The organism is Zoogloea sp. GDB6 (assembly GCF_056724105.1).
The window spans coordinates 1466385-1485395 of the sequence record NZ_CM161497.1; the positions used below are offsets into that span (position 1 = coordinate 1466385).

16 protein-coding genes are annotated in these 19011 nt (G+C 68.2%); 3 read left to right on the forward strand and 13 right to left on the reverse strand.

The features are described from left to right. Positions 1 to 52: 52 nt before the first annotated feature. The 5 genes from AC1PQG_RS06700 to AC1PQG_RS06720 form a co-directional block, all read right to left on the reverse strand. Positions 53 to 529, reverse strand: a complete 477-nt coding sequence (locus AC1PQG_RS06700) for a rhodanese-like domain-containing protein (protein WP_481121835.1) — start codon at positions 527 to 529, stop codon at positions 53 to 55. A gap of 274 nt (positions 530 to 803) precedes the next feature. Then, positions 804 to 1781: a hypothetical protein gene (locus AC1PQG_RS06705; RefSeq protein ID WP_481121836.1), complete on the reverse strand. Its 978-nt coding sequence runs from the start codon at positions 1779 to 1781 to the stop codon at positions 804 to 806. Positions 1782 to 1792: 11 nt separating this feature from the next. Continuing rightward, complete coding sequence (locus AC1PQG_RS06710; protein ID WP_481121837.1) at positions 1793 to 2596, reverse strand: hypothetical protein; 804 nt, start codon at positions 2594 to 2596, stop codon at positions 1793 to 1795. Positions 2597 to 2648: 52 nt separating this feature from the next. Continuing rightward, positions 2649 to 2900: a hypothetical protein gene (locus AC1PQG_RS06715; protein WP_481121838.1), complete on the reverse strand. Its 252-nt coding sequence runs from the start codon at positions 2898 to 2900 to the stop codon at positions 2649 to 2651. 38 nt (positions 2901 to 2938) lie between these two features. Then, positions 2939 to 3364, reverse strand: coding sequence for a DUF6152 family protein (locus AC1PQG_RS06720; protein ID WP_481121839.1), 426 nt, complete (start codon positions 3362 to 3364; stop codon positions 2939 to 2941). Positions 3365 to 3753: 389 nt separating this feature from the next. Between AC1PQG_RS06720 and AC1PQG_RS06725 the strand changes: the two genes are divergently transcribed. From AC1PQG_RS06725 to AC1PQG_RS06735, 3 genes are all read left to right on the forward strand, one after another. Then, the gene (locus AC1PQG_RS06725) at positions 3754 to 4239 is read left to right on the forward strand and encodes a nuclear transport factor 2 family protein (RefSeq protein WP_481121840.1); all 486 of its coding nucleotides are present in this window, start codon (positions 3754 to 3756) and stop codon (positions 4237 to 4239) included. Then, entirely contained in the window at positions 4220 to 4780 is a 561-nt protein-coding gene (locus AC1PQG_RS06730; protein ID WP_481121841.1) for an N-acetyltransferase family protein, read from the forward strand. Before AC1PQG_RS06725 ends, AC1PQG_RS06730 begins: the two co-directional genes overlap by 20 nt. 295 nt (positions 4781 to 5075) lie before the next feature. Next, a complete protein-coding gene (locus AC1PQG_RS06735) occupies positions 5076 to 5489 on the forward strand; it encodes a hypothetical protein (protein ID WP_481121842.1) in 414 nt (137 codons plus the stop codon). Here the strand turns inward: AC1PQG_RS06735 and AC1PQG_RS06740 are convergent. The 8 genes from AC1PQG_RS06740 to AC1PQG_RS06775 all read right to left on the reverse strand — a co-directional run bounded on the left by AC1PQG_RS06740 (position 5411) and on the right by AC1PQG_RS06775 (position 18871). Beyond that, positions 5411 to 6067, reverse strand: coding sequence for a hypothetical protein (locus AC1PQG_RS06740; RefSeq protein WP_481121843.1), 657 nt, complete (start codon positions 6065 to 6067; stop codon positions 5411 to 5413). The genes AC1PQG_RS06735 and AC1PQG_RS06740 overlap by 79 nt on opposite strands. A 249-nt stretch (positions 6068 to 6316) precedes the next feature. Beyond that, positions 6317 to 6748 carry a membrane protein insertion efficiency factor YidD gene (gene yidD / locus AC1PQG_RS06745; RefSeq protein WP_481121844.1) on the reverse strand — a complete coding sequence of 144 codons (432 nt, stop codon included), beginning with the start codon at positions 6746 to 6748 and terminating at the stop codon, positions 6317 to 6319. Positions 6749 to 7056: 308 nt separating this feature from the next. Further along, positions 7057 to 9165, reverse strand: a complete 2109-nt coding sequence (locus AC1PQG_RS06750; protein ID WP_481121845.1) for a carboxy terminal-processing peptidase — start codon at positions 9163 to 9165, stop codon at positions 7057 to 7059. Between the two features lie 7 nt (positions 9166 to 9172). Beyond that, on the reverse strand, positions 9173 to 9889 hold the full coding sequence (locus AC1PQG_RS06755; RefSeq protein ID WP_481121846.1) for a cytochrome b/b6 domain-containing protein: 717 nt from the start codon (positions 9887 to 9889) through the stop codon (positions 9173 to 9175). A gap of 76 nt (positions 9890 to 9965) precedes the next feature. Next, positions 9966 to 11360 carry an efflux transporter outer membrane subunit gene (locus tag AC1PQG_RS06760; RefSeq protein ID WP_481121847.1) on the reverse strand — a complete coding sequence of 465 codons (1395 nt, stop codon included), beginning with the start codon at positions 11358 to 11360 and terminating at the stop codon, positions 9966 to 9968. A 37-nt stretch (positions 11361 to 11397) separates the two neighbouring features. Further along, the gene (locus AC1PQG_RS06765) at positions 11398 to 14490 is read right to left on the reverse strand and encodes a multidrug efflux RND transporter permease subunit (RefSeq protein ID WP_481121848.1); all 3093 of its coding nucleotides are present in this window, start codon (positions 14488 to 14490) and stop codon (positions 11398 to 11400) included. After that, on the reverse strand, positions 14487 to 17576 hold the full coding sequence (locus AC1PQG_RS06770) for an MdtB/MuxB family multidrug efflux RND transporter permease subunit (RefSeq protein ID WP_481121849.1): 3090 nt from the start codon (positions 17574 to 17576) through the stop codon (positions 14487 to 14489). Before AC1PQG_RS06770 ends, AC1PQG_RS06765 begins: the two co-directional genes overlap by 4 nt. Continuing rightward, positions 17573 to 18871, reverse strand: coding sequence for an MdtA/MuxA family multidrug efflux RND transporter periplasmic adaptor subunit (locus AC1PQG_RS06775; protein WP_481121850.1), 1299 nt, complete (start codon positions 18869 to 18871; stop codon positions 17573 to 17575). The genes AC1PQG_RS06770 and AC1PQG_RS06775 overlap by 4 nt, the downstream gene beginning before the upstream one ends. Between the last annotated feature and the right edge of the window lie 140 nt (positions 18872 to 19011).

The window sequence follows — 19011 nt, forward strand, 5'->3', positions numbered from 1 at the left end:
GCCGCCGTGGGTGCGGATCGGCGGCACGCGGGGCTGTCGTCATCGTCCGGCCTTACTTGGCGGCTGCGGCCGTGGCGGGGCGGGGCGGCGGCGGGGTGATGTGGGCCACCTTGCCGCCCTGGTCTTCGTAGTCCAGCGTGCCGGCCGCACCGGCGATCTTGAAGCCGCGGGCGGTCAGCTTGTCGCCCACGTCGCCGGCCCGGTGGGCGCGGTTGGAGACGGTGATGATGCTGCGGTCCTTGGGAATGTAGTCGGCGTACTTCTCGACGTCGGCGGTCTGGATGTTGAGAAAGACCGGGAAGCTGCCCTTGGAGATCAGCTCGTCCGGACGGCGCACGTCGAGGACCAGCACCTGGCCGGGCTTGGCCAGCAGCGCGTCGATCTCGGCGCGGTTGAGCTGCTTGGTCTTGTAGGTCCAGGGCGGGGCCACATAGGGTTGCTGGGCGCCCGCGGCGGGGGCGGCCTGCTGGGCGATGGCGAGGGTGGAGCCGGCGGCGATCAGCGCGGCGAGCAGGAGCTTGGCTTTCATCATGATCCTTGGTGTTGGCTGTATGGGTCGAATCCGCACGGGGCGGTGTCCTACCCCGGTTTTGCAACAATCGCGCCGGCTCGCGACGGGCGCGCGACGGGTGTCGGGCGCTTGTTGCCCGACGCCGCCAAGCCCCTGAAAGTTGGTGCTTTTGTGTTCCGTCGGCGGCCGGTGGGCCGCTTGCGGCGGGGGGCCGGCGTGCGGCCCGGCTGCTGGCGGCGCACCAGCCGGGCGGTCAGCGCTGTTGCTGAGCGGGCAGCAGGGCTTTGTCGCTTCAGCGTGCCGGCGTGCCGGTGGCCACGTTGCCGAAGCCGCCGTTGTTCTCCACGCAGATGCGCTCGTCCCGCTCGACGATGACCTCGCCTTTCGGGTGGTTGGCCAGCGTGGTTTCGAAGTGCCAGCCGTCCGGCGCGTCCTTGGCGGTGTAGCGCACGGCCGGGATGGTGGCGGTCCACGGCCGGGTGTAGACGGTCGGGTCGGTGATCCGGGCCACGTAGTTGTAGCGCGTGCCGTCGGCCGAGAAGATGTAGCGCTCCTCGATGTGGGCGTTCTCGCTGGCGAACTCGCCGGTGCGGCCGAACAAGGCCTTGCCGTTGTTGTTGGTGACGTCCACCACCAGCGTGTTGCCTTCCCAGTGGCCGCGGGAGTCGGCGTTCCACAGCTTGATGGCGGCCGGCAGGTGGGGTTTGCCGTCCAGGTGGATGACGCGGGTGCCGGAGTTGAACAGGAACACCACGTAGCCGGGGAACTGGCGGATCTCGTAGCCGTGCCAGATGAAGGACTTGGGCACGCCGCCGGGGGCACAGCGGGCCAGCGGCTCGATGTACTTGGGCTCGGTGGGGTTGAAGAAGTGGGCCAGGAAGTCTTCCTGGGCGGCCTTCGCCCATGGCTGGAAGGGCACCTGCCCGTCGGCGGGATCGCTGACGCGGCTCGGTGCGCGTTCGGCCCGCGGACCGAGCTTGCGGTTGCGGGTCTGCGGATCGCCAGGGATGCCGCCCTGCGGATCGGTCCAGTTGTTGTGGTTGCCTACGGTGTTGGACCAGTGACCCTGTACGTCGGGCTGACCATCGGCCAGGCGCGGGCCGCTCCATTTGCCGGATTCGATGGCGGGAAAGGACTTCTCGATGAAGATGCCGCGGGTCGGCGGCGTCCGCGGCGCGGCCTGCTGGGCAGCAGCAAGGACAGGCAGGACTGCCAGAAGGCCGACAGCAAGGGCTGCGGAGCGGGGGCGGCGATGGTTTTCATGTGTCATGGACTCCTCCCTCACGGCTTGGGCGGGTAGTGCGGGTCATAGTCGAGGGTGTAGCAATAGTTCTCGATAAGCTGGAAGTTCTTCTCCCGGTGGCGATGCAGCAGCACGCCGAGGGTCCACGGGCGGCTGTACACCTGTGGGTCGTCGAGGGTGGCCTTGTATTCGATGGTGTTGGCGTCCAGGTAGCGCCAGCGCTCCACCACATGGAGGGTATCGCTGTGGAAGTTGCCGGCGCGGTCCAGCCAGGTCTCGTCGTTGAAGTGCTTCGCATCCACCACCAGGGTGTCGCCTTCCCAGCGCGCACGGGAGTCGCCGAGCCACCAGTCGTTGGGCACCTTGGGGTGGTCGGTGCCGTTGGTGTGGATGGTGCGTACCGAGTGGCCGAACTGGAACAGCAGGGTCAGGTCGCGCTCGCGCTGGAAGATCTGGAAGGGTTCCGGGTAGTAGATGCCGCGCGGCACGCCGAGGGTGAAGCACTTCAGGTGCGGGTCGGCACTGTTGCGGGCCTCGAAGTTCTTGCGGCGCTGCTCCAGGGCTTTCGGCAGGTAGGGGATGGCGTCGCCCTCGACGATGCCGGGGCCAGGGGGCGCGTCCTTGCGCGTGGCATGGGGCTCCAGGTCGTAGTCGGCGGCGCTGGTGGTCTGCCAGATGCCGGAGAAGTCGGGCTTGCTGTTGGCGAGGCGCGGGATGCGTTCCGCGCGCGGCGCCTTGGCGGTGCTGCTGCCGGCGGCACCGGCCAGCGGCGGCAGGGCCGTGGCCAGCGTGGCGCACAGCAGGGCGAGGCCGAAAGCCCGTCGGGTGGTGGTTGTGGTCATCAGCTCGGAGACGGTGCGTTGGGAATCGAGAGTCGGCGAGGGGCGGTCGCCTTCAGCGTTTGCGGCGGCCTGTCCGGCTTCGGCGCAGCAGCACGCCGAGGCCCAGGAAGACGCCAGCCAGCACCACCAGCGCCGGCCGCAGCAGGCTGCCGGTGTCCGGGTCCAGGCCGCGGGTCCAGTCGAGCAGGAAGGCACCGACCGTCGACGCGACGGACAGGGTGCCGGCCCCGAGCAGGGTGGCGAGGGCCAGTGCAATCAGGTTCCGGCTGCCGATGCGGGGGAAGGCGCCACGGGGCAAAGGCATGGGCGATCGGGGCGGTGACGGGCCTTGGCGGGTGGCCCTCAGCGGGGTGCGGTGGGGACGTCCTGGGCGCCGCCGGTCTGGAAGCTCCGGCCGTCGGCCAGCGCGACCGACACCGAGTAGCCGAAGGGGCCGCCGTTCTTGGCCTTGTAACCTTTGACGCGGACTTCGGTGCCGGGGGGCAACTCGGCCTTGGTCAGCCCCTTCTGGGCCAGTGTGAAGGGCGCGCCGAACTCGACGCCCCAGTTGGTCACGGTGCCATCGGGGTTCTTCACGTCGAAGTACAGCCAACTGTGCGGGTTGACCCACTTGGCCTTGGTGACGGTGCCCTTCAGTTCGAGGGGTTGGTCGGCATCGAATTCGGCGGCGAAGGCGTGATGAGCGTGGACCGGCAGGCTGCTGCCGGCAAGCAGGGCGACGAGAGCCAGGGCCGGCAACCGGCAGGCGCGGTGGGGGAAATGGGGCACGGATGTTCTCCTGTTCGCAGTTGCGTACATCCAGCAATTCCGGGGCCATCGCCGGCGCTGTCGCCGACGCGTGGTGGCCAGGGGACGATAAATGCCTTGTGAAACAAAAGCGCGCCGCCTATCCCCGGCGGCGCTGCGGAAGCCCGGCGTTAAGGCGACGCGGTGCCTGCGGTGTCTGCCGGGTGCTGCTTGTGGAGCAGCCGGGCAACGGGGTTTCGTGGATTTCAACAGTTGCCGGCGAAGCACTGCCGCAGATACGCCCCGGCAGGGCCGGGACAAGCGGGCGCGGAAGTTGCTGCGTTCTTCCTGCGCCGCACACGGCGGCCGCAGCATCCTGATTCAATTCGGGTGGTGAGGCGGCCGACGTTATTCCGTAAAATGACGATCCAATGAAAAAAAATCTTCTTGCCCTGGCCCTGATGGGCTTGCTCAGCGTAGGCCAGGCGGCCGCCTCGGAGCCGGTCACCGGCAATCCAGACCATGACGCGCTGCTGGCCAGCGCCGACCCGCGCCAGGCTGCCAACAAGCGGCTGGTCTACGATTTCTGGCGCGAGGTGTTCGAGGGCGGACACCTGGAGCTGGCCGACAAATACCTGGCTGAGTCCTACATTCAACACAATCCGCGGGTGCCCACCGGGCGGGCCGGCTTCGTCGAGTTCTTCGGCAAGGTCGCCAAGCCGAAGCCGATCGAAGCCCGTGTGCGCACGCCCATCGTCAGCATCGTCGCCGAGGGCGACCTGGTGCTGCTGAGCTTCGTGCGCGAATACCCGGACCCCCGCGAGGCGGGCAAAACCTACACGTCCACCTGGTTCGACCTGTTCCGGGTCCGGGATGGACGTATCGTCGAGCACTGGGATGCAGCCACACGCCAGTAACTTCATGATCGCCGGCGTGCATGTGCGCCAGGGACGGGCCTCGGATGTAGACGCCGTGGCCCGCCTGTTGGTGCGTACCTGGCGTACCAACTACCGTGGCCTGGTGTCCGACGGTTTTCTCGACCACCTGAGCTCCGACGAGCAGGCCACGCGCCAGCTGCGCCTGATGAGTCGCCCCGGTGCCTGCCATCGAGTCGCCGTCGAGGGCAGCACGGTGCTGGGCTTCGCCTGCGGCGGCCCGGCCCGCGATCCAGCCGACCGCTGGCGCCACGAGCTGTACGCCCTCTACGTGGCACCGCGCCTGCAGGGCCACGGTATCGGCCGGCGCCTGCTCGAAGCCCTGTGGCGCGACCTCGGCGTGCAGGCGGCGGAGGAAATGGGCGTATGGGTGCTGGCCGGCAACGACGATGCCCGCGCTTTCTACGAACGCGTGGGTGGCCGGCCGCGCGCCGCCGGTTGGCTCGACCTGGGCGACCGGCGCTACCCGCAGGTTTCCTACGTGCTCGATCCGCCGGGCGGTGGCGCGCGCATCGCCAGTTGAGCAAGCAGCCTTGATGGCGGAAGCCCTGCCGTTTTGTGGCACCGACACCAGCACGGTGAGACGCCTGGCCCCTTACCTCCTGCTGGCCATGTTCCTGCACGGTATCGTCGTCCTGGGGTTGAGGCTGCCCGATGCTGCCGGGAAGCGGGAGCCGCCGCCGCTGCGACTGAGCTGGCGTGCGCCAGCGTCCCCGGCTTCCACTTCGCTGCCTGTTCCGCCATCCGTTGTGTCATCCAGACCCTTGCCCGAGCCGGCCAGAGCGCCCGACTCCCGTGGCCAGCGCGCTGCGCCGAGCGTGGAATCCGTTCGTGTGCCGCGTGTGACGGTGCCGGCAGCGTCCGCGCCGACAGTGCTGCCGTCGTCGCCCCCACCCGCGCCCGCCGTCGAGCCGACCCGGCCGCCGGTGAGCGCGGATCTGCTCGACAGCGCCCGCCGCGTGGCGCGGGATATCGGCCGCGAAAGCGCTAGGGATGGTGTGACCGGTAGTCCCGCGGTCGCTGGACGCGGCGCGCCAGTGGCTGTCGACCGGGCTGTGCTGCCGGAACTCGACCGTGCCCTGCATAAGCGCTCTGCGGGTGAAGAGCGGCTCGGCGGCGGCATTCTGCGGATCACCACTGAATCGGGCCGCGTCTATTGTCTCAAGCCTCCAGCCGATTTCGTTCGAGACGGTCCGGTCGATGCGCTGGCGGTGCCGACGAATTGTCCGTGACGGGGGCAGACTGCTGCAGGGGGTGACGAAGCCCGAATGCTGCGCCGGAAACCCCGATGGGTGCTCAAGAGCGAGTTGGCTTGGCGGATGCGCCGCCAGTGCAGGATCCACAGGGGGAGTGCCATGAGGCCGCCGATCAGGCCGACGTCGTTGGGCAGCAAGGATATGAGCTGAGCGGAACACCAGCCGATCCCACTCAACATGCCGAAGTTTCGGAATTGGCCGAAGACCGCATTCTGGCTCGATTCGCGTTGTAGGGAGCGGGTTACGTTGAGGACGATGAAGAAATCCTCGATGAAGCTGTAGGGAACGAGGAACATCAGCCACACGCTGCGTGGCGAGGCTGCGCGGGCGCGTGGGTGGATGAGAGACAGGGTGGTGTGGAGGTCCTGGCAGTACAGGAAGACCAGCGACAGGAACAGCGCGCCGATGGCTAGGCTGCCCGGAATCCCGAATGCCGCAAGTTCTCGCAGGACGCCGCCACCTGGGGGTGGGGACACGAAGGGAAGCCCCAACCCCAGTGCGACAGGGACCGTCAGGCAGAGCTTGAGGACGAGCAGGGCGGAGACTCGGCTCATGTCCCGGAGTACCTCCAGCCGATCAGGGCGAATGCTGTCAATCCACGGACTGTTATGAAGGGCAAGGCAGTCTCCGGGTCGGCAATTCTGTTACGCACCGCATGTTGTATATGCGTAATGGATTATTTGGTGTGATGATAATGTAATAGATTAATTTTTTGGGCGAGAGTTTTGCCCGTTTTGAGATCGGCGTGTCCAGAGGCTGATGAGGAGCTTCAGCGGCGGACTGCGTGTGGCCACGCGTACTGCTCAGTGGCGCGGTACGCGTGAGGGAGGGATATAAACGTATTGTTCTTCGTCACGCGGCTTACGCCCGCGACTGGGCCAGTCGCAATTGGCGAAGTCGCAGCATGAGATGCCATCGCAGTGGGGCGTGCAGGCGTGCAGGCTGGGTAGTTCGCAAGGCTGGTCGCAGCCGATGTCGCAGAAGCCCCGTTGAGAGTGGAAGGCGGGTGCGTGGAGAGGATGTTGTCGTCGGTGTGCGACACCGCATAAATGGGTGCGCTGCTTCAGGATGGCCATGCCAGCGAAAATTCCATATCGCCGGATTGCACGAAAGCCTAACTCCGAGCAACTTCTCCGTCCGGTGACGACGCGGTATGCACAGTGGAAGCCCTTGTGCCGCGACAGGTAACGTTGATAGCCGCGTATCGCAACGAGGAAAAGCCGGCGCACTTCCACTTTCTGTGTCGCTGCTATGCAGGGACGGCAGGGGGCCAGGGAAGATCCGTTGCAGTGACATTGAGCAGCCGCGACAAGGTCAATGCAATGACGAAGCGTTTCATTGTGCAGAATAGAAGCCGGATGTGATGGGGCTTCACATTACACGATTATCCTTAATGAATAAATCGTGTTTCTTTCCGTCATGGGGCTGCCCGTACCGTCGTCCGTCGGTTCTTGCTACGGGAGGGGCCGGCGGCGTGGAGGGTAGGGGTGTAGGTCTCCGCGTGATCGTTGCCGCAGAGACCTTCCTCTTCTTGCTCGACGCGTCAGCGTCGCACGGGCGCTTCGCTGCCCTGGGCGACACGCCGGCGAGGGGCGAGCAGTTCGATCTCGTCGCCGACGATGCGGGTGGCTTCCTGCAGCAGCACGTCCTTGCGGCCCTTGAGGGCTTTTTCGGAGTCGAGTTCGGCGCGCAGGCTGCGCTCGTCTCCCTGCAGGCCGTCGTCGCCCAGGTGGGCGGCGGCTTCGGCGCCGGCGCGCTGGCGCAGGCGCGCCTCGCGGGTTTCCTTCTCGCGCTTGCGCTCGCTTTCCTGCAGGGACAGCTCCTGCTTGTCGCGCAGCTTGAGGGCTTCGGCCACGTCCTCGGCCAGCTCGCGAAGTTCCTTGTCCTTGCTGGCGCGGGTGTCGTGGCGTTGCTGCAGTTCGGGCAGGATGGCCTGCAGGTCCGAGGCCGGTTTGTAGCTGGCGGGCGGGATCTGGATCGCCGGCAGCGCATTGTCGAAGCCCGTCTCGCCGAACTCCTTGGCTTCGAAGGCCGACGGGAAGCGGATGTCGGGCGTCACGCCGTTGAGCTGGGTGGTGCCGCCGTTGATGCGGAAGAACTGGGCGATGGTCATCTTCAGCTCGCCCAACTGGGGCTTCTTGCTCTTGGCGACTTCGTCCAGGTCGATGAGGGTCTGCACCGTGCCCTTGCCAAAACTCGGCTCGCCGATCATCAGTGCGCGGCCGTAGTCCTGCAGCGCGGCGGCGAGGATCTCCGATGCCGAGGCCGAGCCGCGGTTGATCATCACCGCCAGCGGGCCATCCCATGCGGCGCCGGCGCGCTCGTCGCTCTCTACCTCGATCTGGCCTTCCGAGTTGCGCTGTTGGACGACTGGGCCCTTGTCGATGAACAGGCCGGTCAGCTCGACGGCCTCGCGCAGGGAGCCGCCGCCGTTGTCGCGCAGGTCGAGGATCAGGCCGTCCACGCGCTCCTTCTTCAGCTCGCCGATCAGGCGGGCCACGTCGCGGCTGGCGCTGCGGTAGTCCTTGTCGCCGCGGCGGCGGCCCTCGAAGTCTTCATAGAAAGCCGGCAGGGTGATGACGCCGACACGCAGGTTCTTGCCGTTGAGCTCAACGCGCGAAATGGATTTCTTGGCGGCCTGCTCTTCCAGCTTGATCTTGTCCCGGACCAGCACGATGGTCTTGTGGCGGCCATCGGGGCCGCTGTTGGCGGGCAGGATGTCGAGAACCACGCGGGTGTCCTTGTTGCCGCGGATCAGCTTGACCGCCTCGTCCACGCGGGCGCCGACCAGGTCAGCCATCGGCGCGCCTTCGCCCTGAGCCACGCCGACGATGCGGTCGCCGACAGCCAGCTTGCCGGAGCGGGCTGCCGGGCCGCCGGGGGTGAGCTCGCGGATCGTGATGTAGTCGTCGCGCTCCTGCAGCACGGCGCCGATGCCTACCAGGGACAGGCGCATGGAAATGTCGAAGGAGTCCGCCGAGCCGCGCCCCAGGTAGCTGGTGTGCGGCTCGATGGCGCCCGCATAGGCGTTCATGAAGATCTGGAAGACGTCGTCGCTCTTGTTCTTGGTGCCGCGGGCGATGAAGCTGTCGTAGCGTTTCTCGAGGGTCTCGCGGATCGCCTTGTCGTCCTTGCCGGCGAGGCGCAGGCGCAGCCAGTCATTCTTGACGCGCTTGCGCCACAGGTCCTGGGCCTCGGCGTCGTCTTTCGGCCACGGTGCCTTGCTGCGGTCGAGCGGATAACTCTCATCGACGCTGAAATCGAAGCCCTCGGCCAGTTGCTTGCGGGCGTAGGCGAGGCGCTCTGCGGAGCGCTCCTGGTAGCGGCGGAAGATCGCGAAGGGGCCTTCCAGGTCGCCCTGCAGGATCGCGTCGTCGAGCTGGGTGCGCAGTTCGGCGAAGCCGTCGATGTCGGCCTGGGTGAAGAACACGCGCTCCGGGTCGAGGGACTTCAGGTAGGCGTCGAAGATTTTCTCCGACAACACATCGTCGAGGGGCTTGGCCGCGTAGTGGTAGCGGCTCAGGAACATCGAGCTGAGGTAGGCCGCCTGCGCCTGCTCGGAGGTTGGTGCGAGGCTCGGCTGAGGGGCATCGGCGAGTGCCGTGCCGCAGAAGGCCAGGGCCAGCAGGGTTCCGATCAGGCGCTTTTTCATGGGGCGATTACCAGGCGGGAGTGGTTGAGGTGGCAGCAGGTTGGGCCGGAGCCGGTTCGGGCGTCGGCAGAAGGCCGCCGGCTACCGCGTAGGTGGCGCCACCGGCGATCAGCAGCGACAGGATGAAGGCTACCAGACCACCGCCGCGCTTGGCGTGGGCGCTGGGGACCGGGGTGTGCGCATCGACCTCCTGCCAGCCGGTGATCATCGGCTTGACGAGGTTCTCGCCCTTGACCCGCAGGTAGAAGGCGATGGCGCCCACATGCAGCACGATCAGCGCCAAGAGGCCGTTCTGCAGCCAGGCGTGCCAGGAATGGAAGCTGTCGGAGGCGTCCTTGCCGACCAGATCGGCCAAGGGGCCCTGGAAGGCGATGTCGTCGTTGGTGAACAGGCCGGTGGCCGCCTGGGCGCCGACCAGGGCCAGCAGGCCGAGCACCGATAGCGCGCCGATCGGGTTGTGGCCGATGCCGCGCCATTCGCCGCGCAGGTAGGCACGGATCGCGCCGGGGCCGCGGACGAAGCTGGCGAAGCGTGCCGTGGCGGAGCCGACGAAGCCCCACACGATGCGGAAGATCACCAGGCCGACGATCAGGTAGCCGGCACGACCGTGCCATTCGATGAGGTTGCCGCCGATCTTGCCGGACACGTAGGCGAAGGCGACGCTGGCCACCAGCGACCAGTGGAAGAGACGGATGGGAAGGTCCCAGATGCGTTGTCGGTTCATGTTTGCTCCTGGATGTGGGGAAGGAATCCGGTTTTTCAAGTCGGGCCGGCGCCCGGGATACAGGGTGACGGCGTAATCACAGCGCGCCTCCGCCGACCGCCTTGAAGAGGGCCACGCTGCCGGTCAGGCGGCGGACCTGGGTGGATAGCAGGGACTGTTCGGCGTTGAGGGCCACGGTCTGGGCGCTGGTCACGTTGAGGTAGCTGACGGTGCCGGCCAGGTACTGGTTGTTGACGAGATCGAGGGCTTCGCGGGCGGCGGCGAGGGCTTCGGCCTGGGCACCGGCTTCGGCTTCGAGGGTCTGCAGCGCGGCCAGGTTGTCTTCCACCTCCTGAAAGGCGGTCTGCACGGTCAGGCGGTAATTGGCGACGGTTTCGTCCCACGCGGCGACGGCCTGGGCCTTCTTCGCGTCGCGGGCGCCGGCATCGAACAGGGTCAGCGCCAGGTTGGGGCCGAGGGACCAGAAATGGTTGGGCAGCGAGAACACCCGTTCCAGCGCGCTGCTCTGCATGCCGCCGCTGGCGCCGAGGGTCAGGGTTGGGAAGAAGGCTGCCTGGGCGACACCGATCTGCGCGTTGGCGGCGGCGACGCGCCGTTCGGCGGCGGCGATGTCCGGGCGCCGTTCGAGCAGTGCGGACGGCAGCACGCCCGGTACGGCGGGCAGCGTCGGCGTGGCGCTGGCCGGGGCCAGCACCAGCTCGCCCGGCGCCCGGCCGGCGAGGACGGCGATGGCGTGTTCGAGCTGCCGGCGCTGCACGTCCAGGTCGATCAGCTGCGCCTCGGCGGTCTTCAGCTGGGCCTGGGCCTGGGTCACGTCGGCGCGGGCGGCGACGCCGGCGTCGAAGCGGTTGCGGGTGATCTCCGCCGAGCGCTTGTAGGCATCGACGGTGCGCACCAGCAGTGCGTGCTGGGCGTCGTTGATGCGCAGCTGCAGGTAGGCCTGCACGATGGCGGCCTGGGCGCTCAGCTGGGCGCCGGCCAGATCGGCCGCTGCCGCCGCAGCACTGGCGGCACCAGCCTCGTTGAGCCGCGCGATGCGGCCCCACAGGTCGGCCTCCCAGCTGGCGGTGAGGGACAGCCGGCTGGTATTGCGGGCCGGTGTGCTGACGGTGCCGGTACTGCTTGCGCTGGCGCCCTGGCTGCGGGTCACGCCCAGACCGCTGTTGAGGGTGGGAAAGTACTGGGCCTGGGCCGCGCCCAGCAGGGCGGTGGCCTGGCGGTAGCGCGCCTCGGCAATGCGGATGTTCTGGTTGGCGCGGCCGGCTTCATCCACCAGCGCGTCGAGCTGGGCGTCGCCGAAGCGCTTCCACCATTCGCTGGCCTGCGGGCCGCTGCCCGGGTCGGCCAGTTTCCAGCCGGCGGCTTCGCGGAACTGGGCCGGCACGGCGGCCTCGGGGCGGTGGTGGTCGGGGCCGACGGCGCAGCCGGCGAGGGCGAGCAGGTTGAGGGAGACGAGGAGGCTGTGCTTCATGGAGAAAGGCATGGCAGGGAATTGGGGCTCAGGAGGCTCAGGGCCGGATAGCGGCCGGACGAGCCGAGCGCCAGCGGCCGGCGGCGCGGCGCAGGCGGTCGAGCTGCAGGAATACGACGGGGGTGGTGTACAGGGTCAGCAACTGGCTGAGAATCAGCCCGCCGACGATGGTGATGCCCAGCGGCTGGCGCATCTCGGCGCCATCGCCGACGCCGAAGGCCAGTGGCAGCGCGCCGAACAGGGCGGCCAGGGTGGTCATCATGATCGGCCGGAAGCGTAGCTGGCAGGCCTCGAAGATCGCCTCCCGCGGCGCCAGGCCGCGGCTGCGCTCGGCGTCGATGGCGAAGTCCACCATCATGATGGCGTTCTTCTTGACGATGCCGATCAGCAGGATCACGCCGATCAGCGCGATGATGCCGAACTCGGTCTTGAACAGCAGTAGCGCCAGGATCGCCCCGACGCCGGCCGACGGCAGCGTGGACAGGATGGTGAGCGGGTGGATCAGGCTCTCGTAGAGGATGCCGAGGATCAGGTACACCGCCACGATGGCCGCCAGGATCAGCAGCGGCTGGCTCTGCAGCGAAGCCTGGAAGGCCTTGGCGTTGCCCTGGAAGCTGCCATGCACCGAGGTCGGCACGCCGATGCGGGCCATCTCCTGGCGCACCGCGTCGGTGGCTTCGGACAGCGATGTGCCGAGGGGCAGGTTGAAGGAGATCGTCGTCGCCACGCTGGCGCCCTGGTGGTTGACCGCCAGCGGCGCCGGGCCGGCCTCCCAGCGGGCGAAGGCGGCCAGCGGCACGCGGTCGCCGTTCGGATTGACGAAGAACAGGTCGTTGAGTACCTCGGGCCCCTGCAGGTAGGCCGGCGGTGCCTCCAGCACCACCCGGTACTGGTTGAGCGGGCCGTAGATGGTGGACACCAGGCGCTGGCCGAACAGGTCGTTGAGGGTCGCGTTCACCAGGCGCTGGTTGAGGCCGAGGCGGGCCAGGGCGTCGCGGTCGATACTCAGGAAGGTCTGTTCGCCCTTGTCCTGGCGGTCGGAATTGACGTCTTCCAGCTGCGGCAGCTTGCGCATCGCGTCGCGGATGCGCGGCTCCCAGGTCTTCAGCTCCTGCAGGGAGTCGGCCTGCAGCGTGAATTCGTACTGGGCGTTGGACATCCGCCCGCCCATCCGGATGTCCTGAGCGGCGACAAGGAACAGGTTGGCGCCGGGCACGTGGGAGAGCTTGCCGCGCAGGCGGGCGATCACCTCGTCGGCGCTGGCCTTGCGTTCGGCCAGTGGTTTGAGGGTGAGGAACATCATGCCGCCGCCACCGCGCGGGCCGCCGCTGCCGCCGGCGTAGCCGACCACATTGGCGACCGCCGGATCGCGCCCGACGATGTCGGCGAAATGCTCCAGCTTGCCGCGCATGGACTGGAAGGAGGTGCGCTGGTCCGCGTCGATGAAGCCCATGATGCGGCCGGTGTCCTGCTGCGGGAAGAAGCCCTTCGGCACCACGCCGTACAGATACACGTTGAAGGCCACGGTGCCGACGAGCACGCCGAGGGTCAGCCACGGGTGGTCGAGAACCACCCGCAGGCTGCGCCCGTAGCCGCGCAGCACGCTGTCCATCAGGCGGCTGCCGGGGCGGGCGTCGGGCGCAGGCTTGGGATGGGCGCGCAGCAGGCGTGCGCACATCATCGGCGTGAGGGTCAGGGACACCACCAGCGACACCAGGATGGCCGCCGATAGGGTGACTGCGAACTCGCGGAAGAAGCGCCCGACGATGCCGCCCATCAGCAGGATCGGCAGGAACACGGCGATCAGCGACAGGCTCATGGACAGCACCGTGAAGCCCACCTCGCGGGCGCCCTTGAGGGCCGCGTCGAAGGGTTTCATGCCGGCCTCGATGTGGCGGCTGACGTTCTCCAGCACCACCACCGCGTCATCGACGACGAAGCCGGTGACGATCACCAGCGCCATCAGCGAGATGTTGTTGAGCGAAAAGCCGGCCAAGTACATCACCGCGAAGGTGCCGAGCAGGGACACCGGTACCGCCACGCTGGGGATGATCGCCGCGCGCACGTTGCGCAGGAACAGGAAGACCACCATGATCACCAGCGCCACCGACAGCAGCAGCGTGTGCTGCACCTCGCGCAGGGAGGCGCGGATGGTGACGGTGCGGTCGGCCACCACGTCGAGCTTCACGCCGGGCGGCAGCTCCTCGCGCAGCATCGGCAGCACGTCCATCGCCCGCTCGACGGTTTCGATCACGTTGGCGTCCGGCTGGCGGTTGATGAGCAGGATCACCGCCGGCTTGCCGTCGGCGATGCCGGCGTTGCGGGTGTCCTGCTCGCCGTCGCTGACGTGGGCCACGTCCTGCAGGCGCACCGCGGCGCCGTTCTTCCACGACACGATGGTCGGGATGTAGTCGGCGGCCTTGCCGGCCTGGTCGCTGGCGCCCAGCTGCCAGTGGCGCTGGCTGCTCTCCAGGCTGCCCTTGGGGCGATTGACGTTGGCGTTGTCGATGGCCTGGCGCACGTTCTCCACGCCGATGCCGGCTGCGGCGAGGGTGGCCGGATCGACCTCCACGCGCACCGCCGGCAGGGAGCCGCCGCCCAGGTTGACCTGGCCGACACCCTTCACTTGGGACAGGCGCTGGGCCAGCACGGTGGAGGCGAAGTCGTACATCGCCGCCCGCGAGACGGTGTCGGAGGTCATCGACAGGATCAGCACCGGCGCATCGGCCGGGTTGATCTTGCGGTAGCTGGGGTTGCCGGCCATGCCGCTGGGCAGCTGCGGACGGGTCGCGTTGATGGCGGCCTGCACGCTCTTGGCGGCGCTCTCCACGTCCTGGTCCAGGTCCATCTGGACGGTGATGCGGGTGCTGCCGAGGGTGCTGGTGGAGGTCAGCTCGGTGACCCCGGCGATGGTGCCGAAGGCCCGCTCCAGCGGCGTCGCCACGGTGGCGGCCATGGTCTCCGGGCTGGCACCGGGCAGGCTGGCCGACACCGAGATGGTCGGGTAATCCACCTGCGGCAGGGCGGCCACCGGCAGCAGCTTGTAGGCCACCAGCCCGACCAGCGCGATGGCCAGCCCGAGCAGGGAGGTGGCGACCGGGCGCCGGATGAAGATCGACGCGACGCTCATGCCGGACGGTCCGCCGCGGCCGGCTCACCGGCGCCCCTGACGCGCCGTGCCAGGCGGTCGAAGGCCAGGTAGATCACCGGCGTGGTGAAGATCGTCAGCACCTGGCTGACCAGCAGGCCGCCGACCATCGTGATGCCCAGCGGCTGGCGCAGCTCGGAACCGACGCCGTTGCCGAGCATCAGCGGCAGCGCACCGAGCAGGGCGGCGAGGGTGGTCATCAGGATCGGCCGGAAGCGCAGCAGGCAGGCCTCGTAGATTGCCTCGCGGGGCGCCAGGCCGCGCTCCCGCTCGGCCTCCAGCGCGAAGTCGATCATCATGATGGCGTTCTTCTTGACGATGCCGATCAACAGGATGATCCCGATGATGCCGATCATCCCCAGCTCGTGGCCGGACACCAGCAGGGCCAGTAGCGCGCCGACGCCGGCCGACGGCAGCGTGGACAGGATGGTGACCGGGTGGATGTAGCTCTCGTAGAGCACGCCGAGCACGATGTACATCGTCACCACCGCGGCGAGGATCAGCAGCAGGGTGTTGTCCAGCGAGGCCTGGAAGGCCAGCGCGGCGCCCTGGAAGCTGCTGCGGATGTTGCGCGGCAGGCCCAACTCGACCTCGGCGGCGTGGATCGCCTTGACCGCATCGCCCAGCGCCACGCCCGGCGCCAGGTTGAAGGACAGGGTCACCGCCGGGAACTGGCCGACGTGGTTCACCGCCAGCACCGTCTTGCGCTCGCTGATCCGCGCCACCGACGACAGCGGCACGGTGCGCCCGTTGGCGGCCGGCACGTAGATGTGTTCGAGGGCCGCCGGGCTGCGCTGGAAGTCCGGCGCCACCTCCAGCACCACCCGGTAGAGGGCCGACTGGGTGAAGATGTTGGACACCTGACGCTGGCCGAAGGCGCTGTACAGCGCGTTGTCGATGGCCGCAGGGGTGATGCCGAGGCGGCCGGCGCTGTCCCGGTCGATGTCCACGAAGGCCTGGGTGCCCTGGTCCTGCAGGTCGCTGGCCACGTCGGCCAGCTCGGGCAGGCCACGCAGCTTGTCGAGCAGGCGCCCGGACCACTGGGCGAGCTGGGCCTCGTTGGTGCTTTCCAGGCTGAACTGGTACTGGGTGCGCGACAGGCGGTCCTCGATGGAGAGGTCCTGCACCGGCTGCATGTACAGCCTGGTATCGAGGCGGCGCACCTGCAGGCGTTCCTGAAGGCGGCGGATCACCTCGCCGACGTCGGCGCTGCGCTCGTCCTTGGGCTTCAGCTTGATCAGCATGCGGCCGCTGTTCAACGTGGTGTTGGTGCCATCCACGCCGATGAAGGACGACAGGTTTTCCACTGCCGGATCTTCGAGCACGATGTCCGCCAGCGCGTGCTGGCGCTCGGCCATCGCGCTGAAGGAGATGTCCTGCGGCGCGTCGGAGATGGCCTGGATCAGCCCGGTGTCCTGGGCCGGGAAGAAGCCTTTGGGGATGAACACGTACAGCAGCACCGTCAGCGTGAGGGTGCCGACGGCGACCAGCAGCGTCAGGCCCTGGCGGTCGAGCACCCAGGTGAGCATGCGCGCGTAGCGGTCCACGATCGCCTGGAAGAAAGCGCCGTTGTCGTCGTGGCGGTGGCCGACGGGCTTGAGCAGGCGCGCCGACATCATCGGCGTGAGGGTCAGCGACACCACCGCGGAGATCAGGATCGACACCGCCAGGGTGATGGCGAACTCGCGGAACAGGCGCCCGACCACGTCGGCCATGAAGATCAGCGGGATCAGCACGGCGATCAGTGAGACGGTCAGCGAAATGATCGTGAAGCCGATCTGCCTGGCGCCCTTCAGCGCTGCTTCCAGCGGTGTCTCGCCTTCTTCCACGTGGCGGCTGATGTTCTCGATCATCACGATGGCGTCGTCCACGACGAAGCCGGTGGCGATGGTCAGCGCCATCAGGGTCAGGTTGTTGATGCTGAAGCCGGCGACGTACATCACCGCGAAGGTGCCGACCAGCGACAGGGGCACGGCGACGGCCGGGATCACGGTGGCCGGCAGGCTGCGCAGGAACAGGTAGATCACGCCGACCACCAGCGCCACGGCGAGGGCCAGTTCGAACTGCACGTCGTGCACCGAGGCGCGGATCGACGTGGTGCGGTCGGTGAGCAGGCGCAGGTCCACCGACGTGGGCAGGTCGGCCTCCAGCTGCGGCAAGAGCGCGCGCACGCGCTCGGCAGTCTCGATGACGTTGGCGCCGGGCTGGCGCTGGATGTTGATGATCACCGCCGGGCTGCGGTCGGCCCATGCCGCCAGGCGGGTGTTCTCGGCGCCCTCGACGGCCTCGGCCACGTCGGCCAGGCGGATCGGTGCGCCGTTCTTCCAGGCGATGGTCAGGCTGCGGTAGTCGTCGGCGGACTTGAGCTGGTCGTTGGAGTCCAGCGTGGTGGCGCGCACCGGGCCGTCGAAGCTGCCCTTGGCCATGTTCACGTTGGCGTTGGCGATGGCGCTGCGCACGTCCTCCAGGCTGAGGCCGGCCGAGGCCAGGGCCTGGGGATTGACCTGCACGCGCACCGCCGGGCGCAGCCCGCCGCCGATGGTGACGAGGCCGATGCCGGGCAGCTGGGAGATCTTCATCGCCACGCGGGTATCCACCAGGTCGGCCAGCCTGGCCAGCGGCAGGCTCGACGAGCTCACGGCGAGGGTCAGGATCGGCGCGTCGGCCGGATTGACCTTGCTGTACACCGGTGGCATCGGCAGGTCCTGCGGCAGGAAGTTGTCCGCGTTGGCGATGGAGGCCTGCACCTGCTGCTCGGCCACGTCCATCGCCAGGGACAGGTCGAACTGCAGCGTGATGACCGAGATGCCTTCGCCGCTGGTGGACGACATGCGCTTGAGGCCCGGCATCTGGCCGAACTGGCGTTCCAGCGGGGCGGTGATCACCGACGTGGTGACCTCCGGGCTGGCGCCCGGATAGCGGGTGACGATCTGGATCGTCGGGTATTCCACCTCGGGCAGGGCCGACACCGGCAGGATCTTGTAGGCGATCAGGCCGACCAGCAGGATCGCCACCATCAGCAGCGAGGTGGCGACCGGGCGGAGGATGAAGGTGCGCGACGGGTTCATGCCGGCTTCTTGCGTTCGCCGCGACGCTCGCCATCGCCGCCGTGATCCCCGCCGCTCCGGGCTCCTTCGCCGCGGTGGCGTCCGCCGCCCTGGCGGGCTTCGGCAGACGGCAGCTCCACCGGGGCGCCGTCGCGCAGGCGGTCCACGCCGTCCACGACGATCTTCTCGCCGGCCGACAGGCCGGACTCGATGGCCACCGTGTCGGCGGTGGCGGGGCCGGTGACCACCGGGCGCATGCTGGCGGTCTTCTCCTGCTCGTTGATCACATAGACGAAATTGCCCTGGGTGCCTTTCAGGATGGCGGCCGAGGGCACCAGCACCGCGTCGTGGCGGGTGTCCACGCGCAGGCGCGCGCTGACGAACTGGTTGGGGAAGAGGGCGCTGTCCTTGTTGTCGAACTGGGCCTTCAGCTTGACGGTGCCGGTGCTGGTGTCGATCAGGTTGTCGGTGCTGACCAGGCGGCCGCCAGCCAGCTTGCTGCGGCCGTCCCGGTCCCAGGCCTCCACCGCGAGGCTCTTGCCCTTCCTGAGCTGATCCTGCACGGCCGGCAGGTTGGCGGCGGGGATGGAGAACAGCACGGTGATCGGCTGGGTCTGGGTCAGGATGACCACGCCGCCGGTGTCGGCAGCGCGCACCATGTTGCCGGCGTCCACCTGGCGCAGGCCGAGGGTGCCGGCCACCGGTGCGGTGACCTTGGTGAAGCCGAGGTTCAGGCGGGCGGTATCCACCAGCGCCCGGTCGGTCAGCACGGTGCCTTCCAGTTGGCGCACCTGGGCCTCCTGGGCATCCACCTGCTGGCGGGCGATGGAGTCCTTGGCGAGCAGGCCGCGGTAGCGCTCCAGGTCGAGGCGGGCGTTGGCGAGCAGGGCTTCGTCGCGCTGCAGCTGGCCGGTGGCCTGGTCGAGGGCGGCCTTGAAGGGGCGCGGGTCGATCTCCGCCAGCAGGTCGCCGGCCTTCACCTGCTGGCCGTCGCCGAAGGCGATCCTCTGCAACTGGCCATCCACGCGGGGCTTGATCGTCACGGTGTTGAAGGCGGTGACGGTGCCGATGGCGTTCACATTCACGTCGATGTCGCCGGTGCGGGAGGCGGCGGTCTGCACCGGCACCGGGCGATTGCCGAAATCCCGGTTGCGTCCGCCCTTGCCGCGCGGCCCTTCGCCACGGGGGCCGTCGCCGCGCGGGCCGGCTTCGGCCTTTTTGGTTTCGGCGGCTTCACCGGAACGGTAATAGGTGGCCGTGCCCGCCGTGGCGGCGAGCAGGACGGCGATCGAGGTCCAGATGACTTTCTTTTTCATGGCGGGTATCGGATGTCGGTGCGTAATCGATCGCACCGGAGCAATTCGCAGGGCCGGAGGGCAATTCGTTTGCTGGCGGTATTGCAGGTTTCGTGCCTTTGTTTTTTCTCTTTTCGAGAAAAACTATTTCCCATTCGATT

What these genes read in the sequence shown, in the direction of transcription:
- AC1PQG_RS06700 (WP_481121835.1), bottom strand. Translation starts at nt 529, where the DNA reads ATGAAAGCCAAGCTCCTGCTCGCCGCGCTGATCGCCGCCGGCTCCACC.
- AC1PQG_RS06705 (WP_481121836.1), bottom strand. Translation starts at nt 1,781, where the DNA reads ATGACACATGAAAACCATCGCCGCCCCCGCTCCGCAGCCCTTGCTGTC.
- AC1PQG_RS06710 (WP_481121837.1), bottom strand. Translation starts at nt 2,596, where the DNA reads ATGACCACAACCACCACCCGACGGGCTTTCGGCCTCGCCCTGCTGTGC.
- AC1PQG_RS06715 (WP_481121838.1), bottom strand. Translation starts at nt 2,900, where the DNA reads ATGCCTTTGCCCCGTGGCGCCTTCCCCCGCATCGGCAGCCGGAACCTG.
- AC1PQG_RS06725 (WP_481121840.1), top strand. Translation starts at nt 3,754, where the DNA reads ATGAAAAAAAATCTTCTTGCCCTGGCCCTGATGGGCTTGCTCAGCGTA.
- AC1PQG_RS06730 (WP_481121841.1), top strand. Translation starts at nt 4,220, where the DNA reads ATGCAGCCACACGCCAGTAACTTCATGATCGCCGGCGTGCATGTGCGC.
- AC1PQG_RS06740 (WP_481121843.1), bottom strand. Translation starts at nt 6,067, where the DNA reads ATGAGCCGAGTCTCCGCCCTGCTCGTCCTCAAGCTCTGCCTGACGGTC.
- AC1PQG_RS06750 (WP_481121845.1), bottom strand. Translation starts at nt 9,165, where the DNA reads ATGAAAAAGCGCCTGATCGGAACCCTGCTGGCCCTGGCCTTCTGCGGC.
- AC1PQG_RS06755 (WP_481121846.1), bottom strand. Translation starts at nt 9,889, where the DNA reads ATGAACCGACAACGCATCTGGGACCTTCCCATCCGTCTCTTCCACTGG.
- AC1PQG_RS06760 (WP_481121847.1), bottom strand. Translation starts at nt 11,360, where the DNA reads ATGAAGCACAGCCTCCTCGTCTCCCTCAACCTGCTCGCCCTCGCCGGC.
- AC1PQG_RS06765 (WP_481121848.1), bottom strand. Translation starts at nt 14,490, where the DNA reads ATGAGCGTCGCGTCGATCTTCATCCGGCGCCCGGTCGCCACCTCCCTG.
- AC1PQG_RS06770 (WP_481121849.1), bottom strand. Translation starts at nt 17,576, where the DNA reads ATGAACCCGTCGCGCACCTTCATCCTCCGCCCGGTCGCCACCTCGCTG.
- AC1PQG_RS06775 (WP_481121850.1), bottom strand. Translation starts at nt 18,871, where the DNA reads ATGAAAAAGAAAGTCATCTGGACCTCGATCGCCGTCCTGCTCGCCGCC.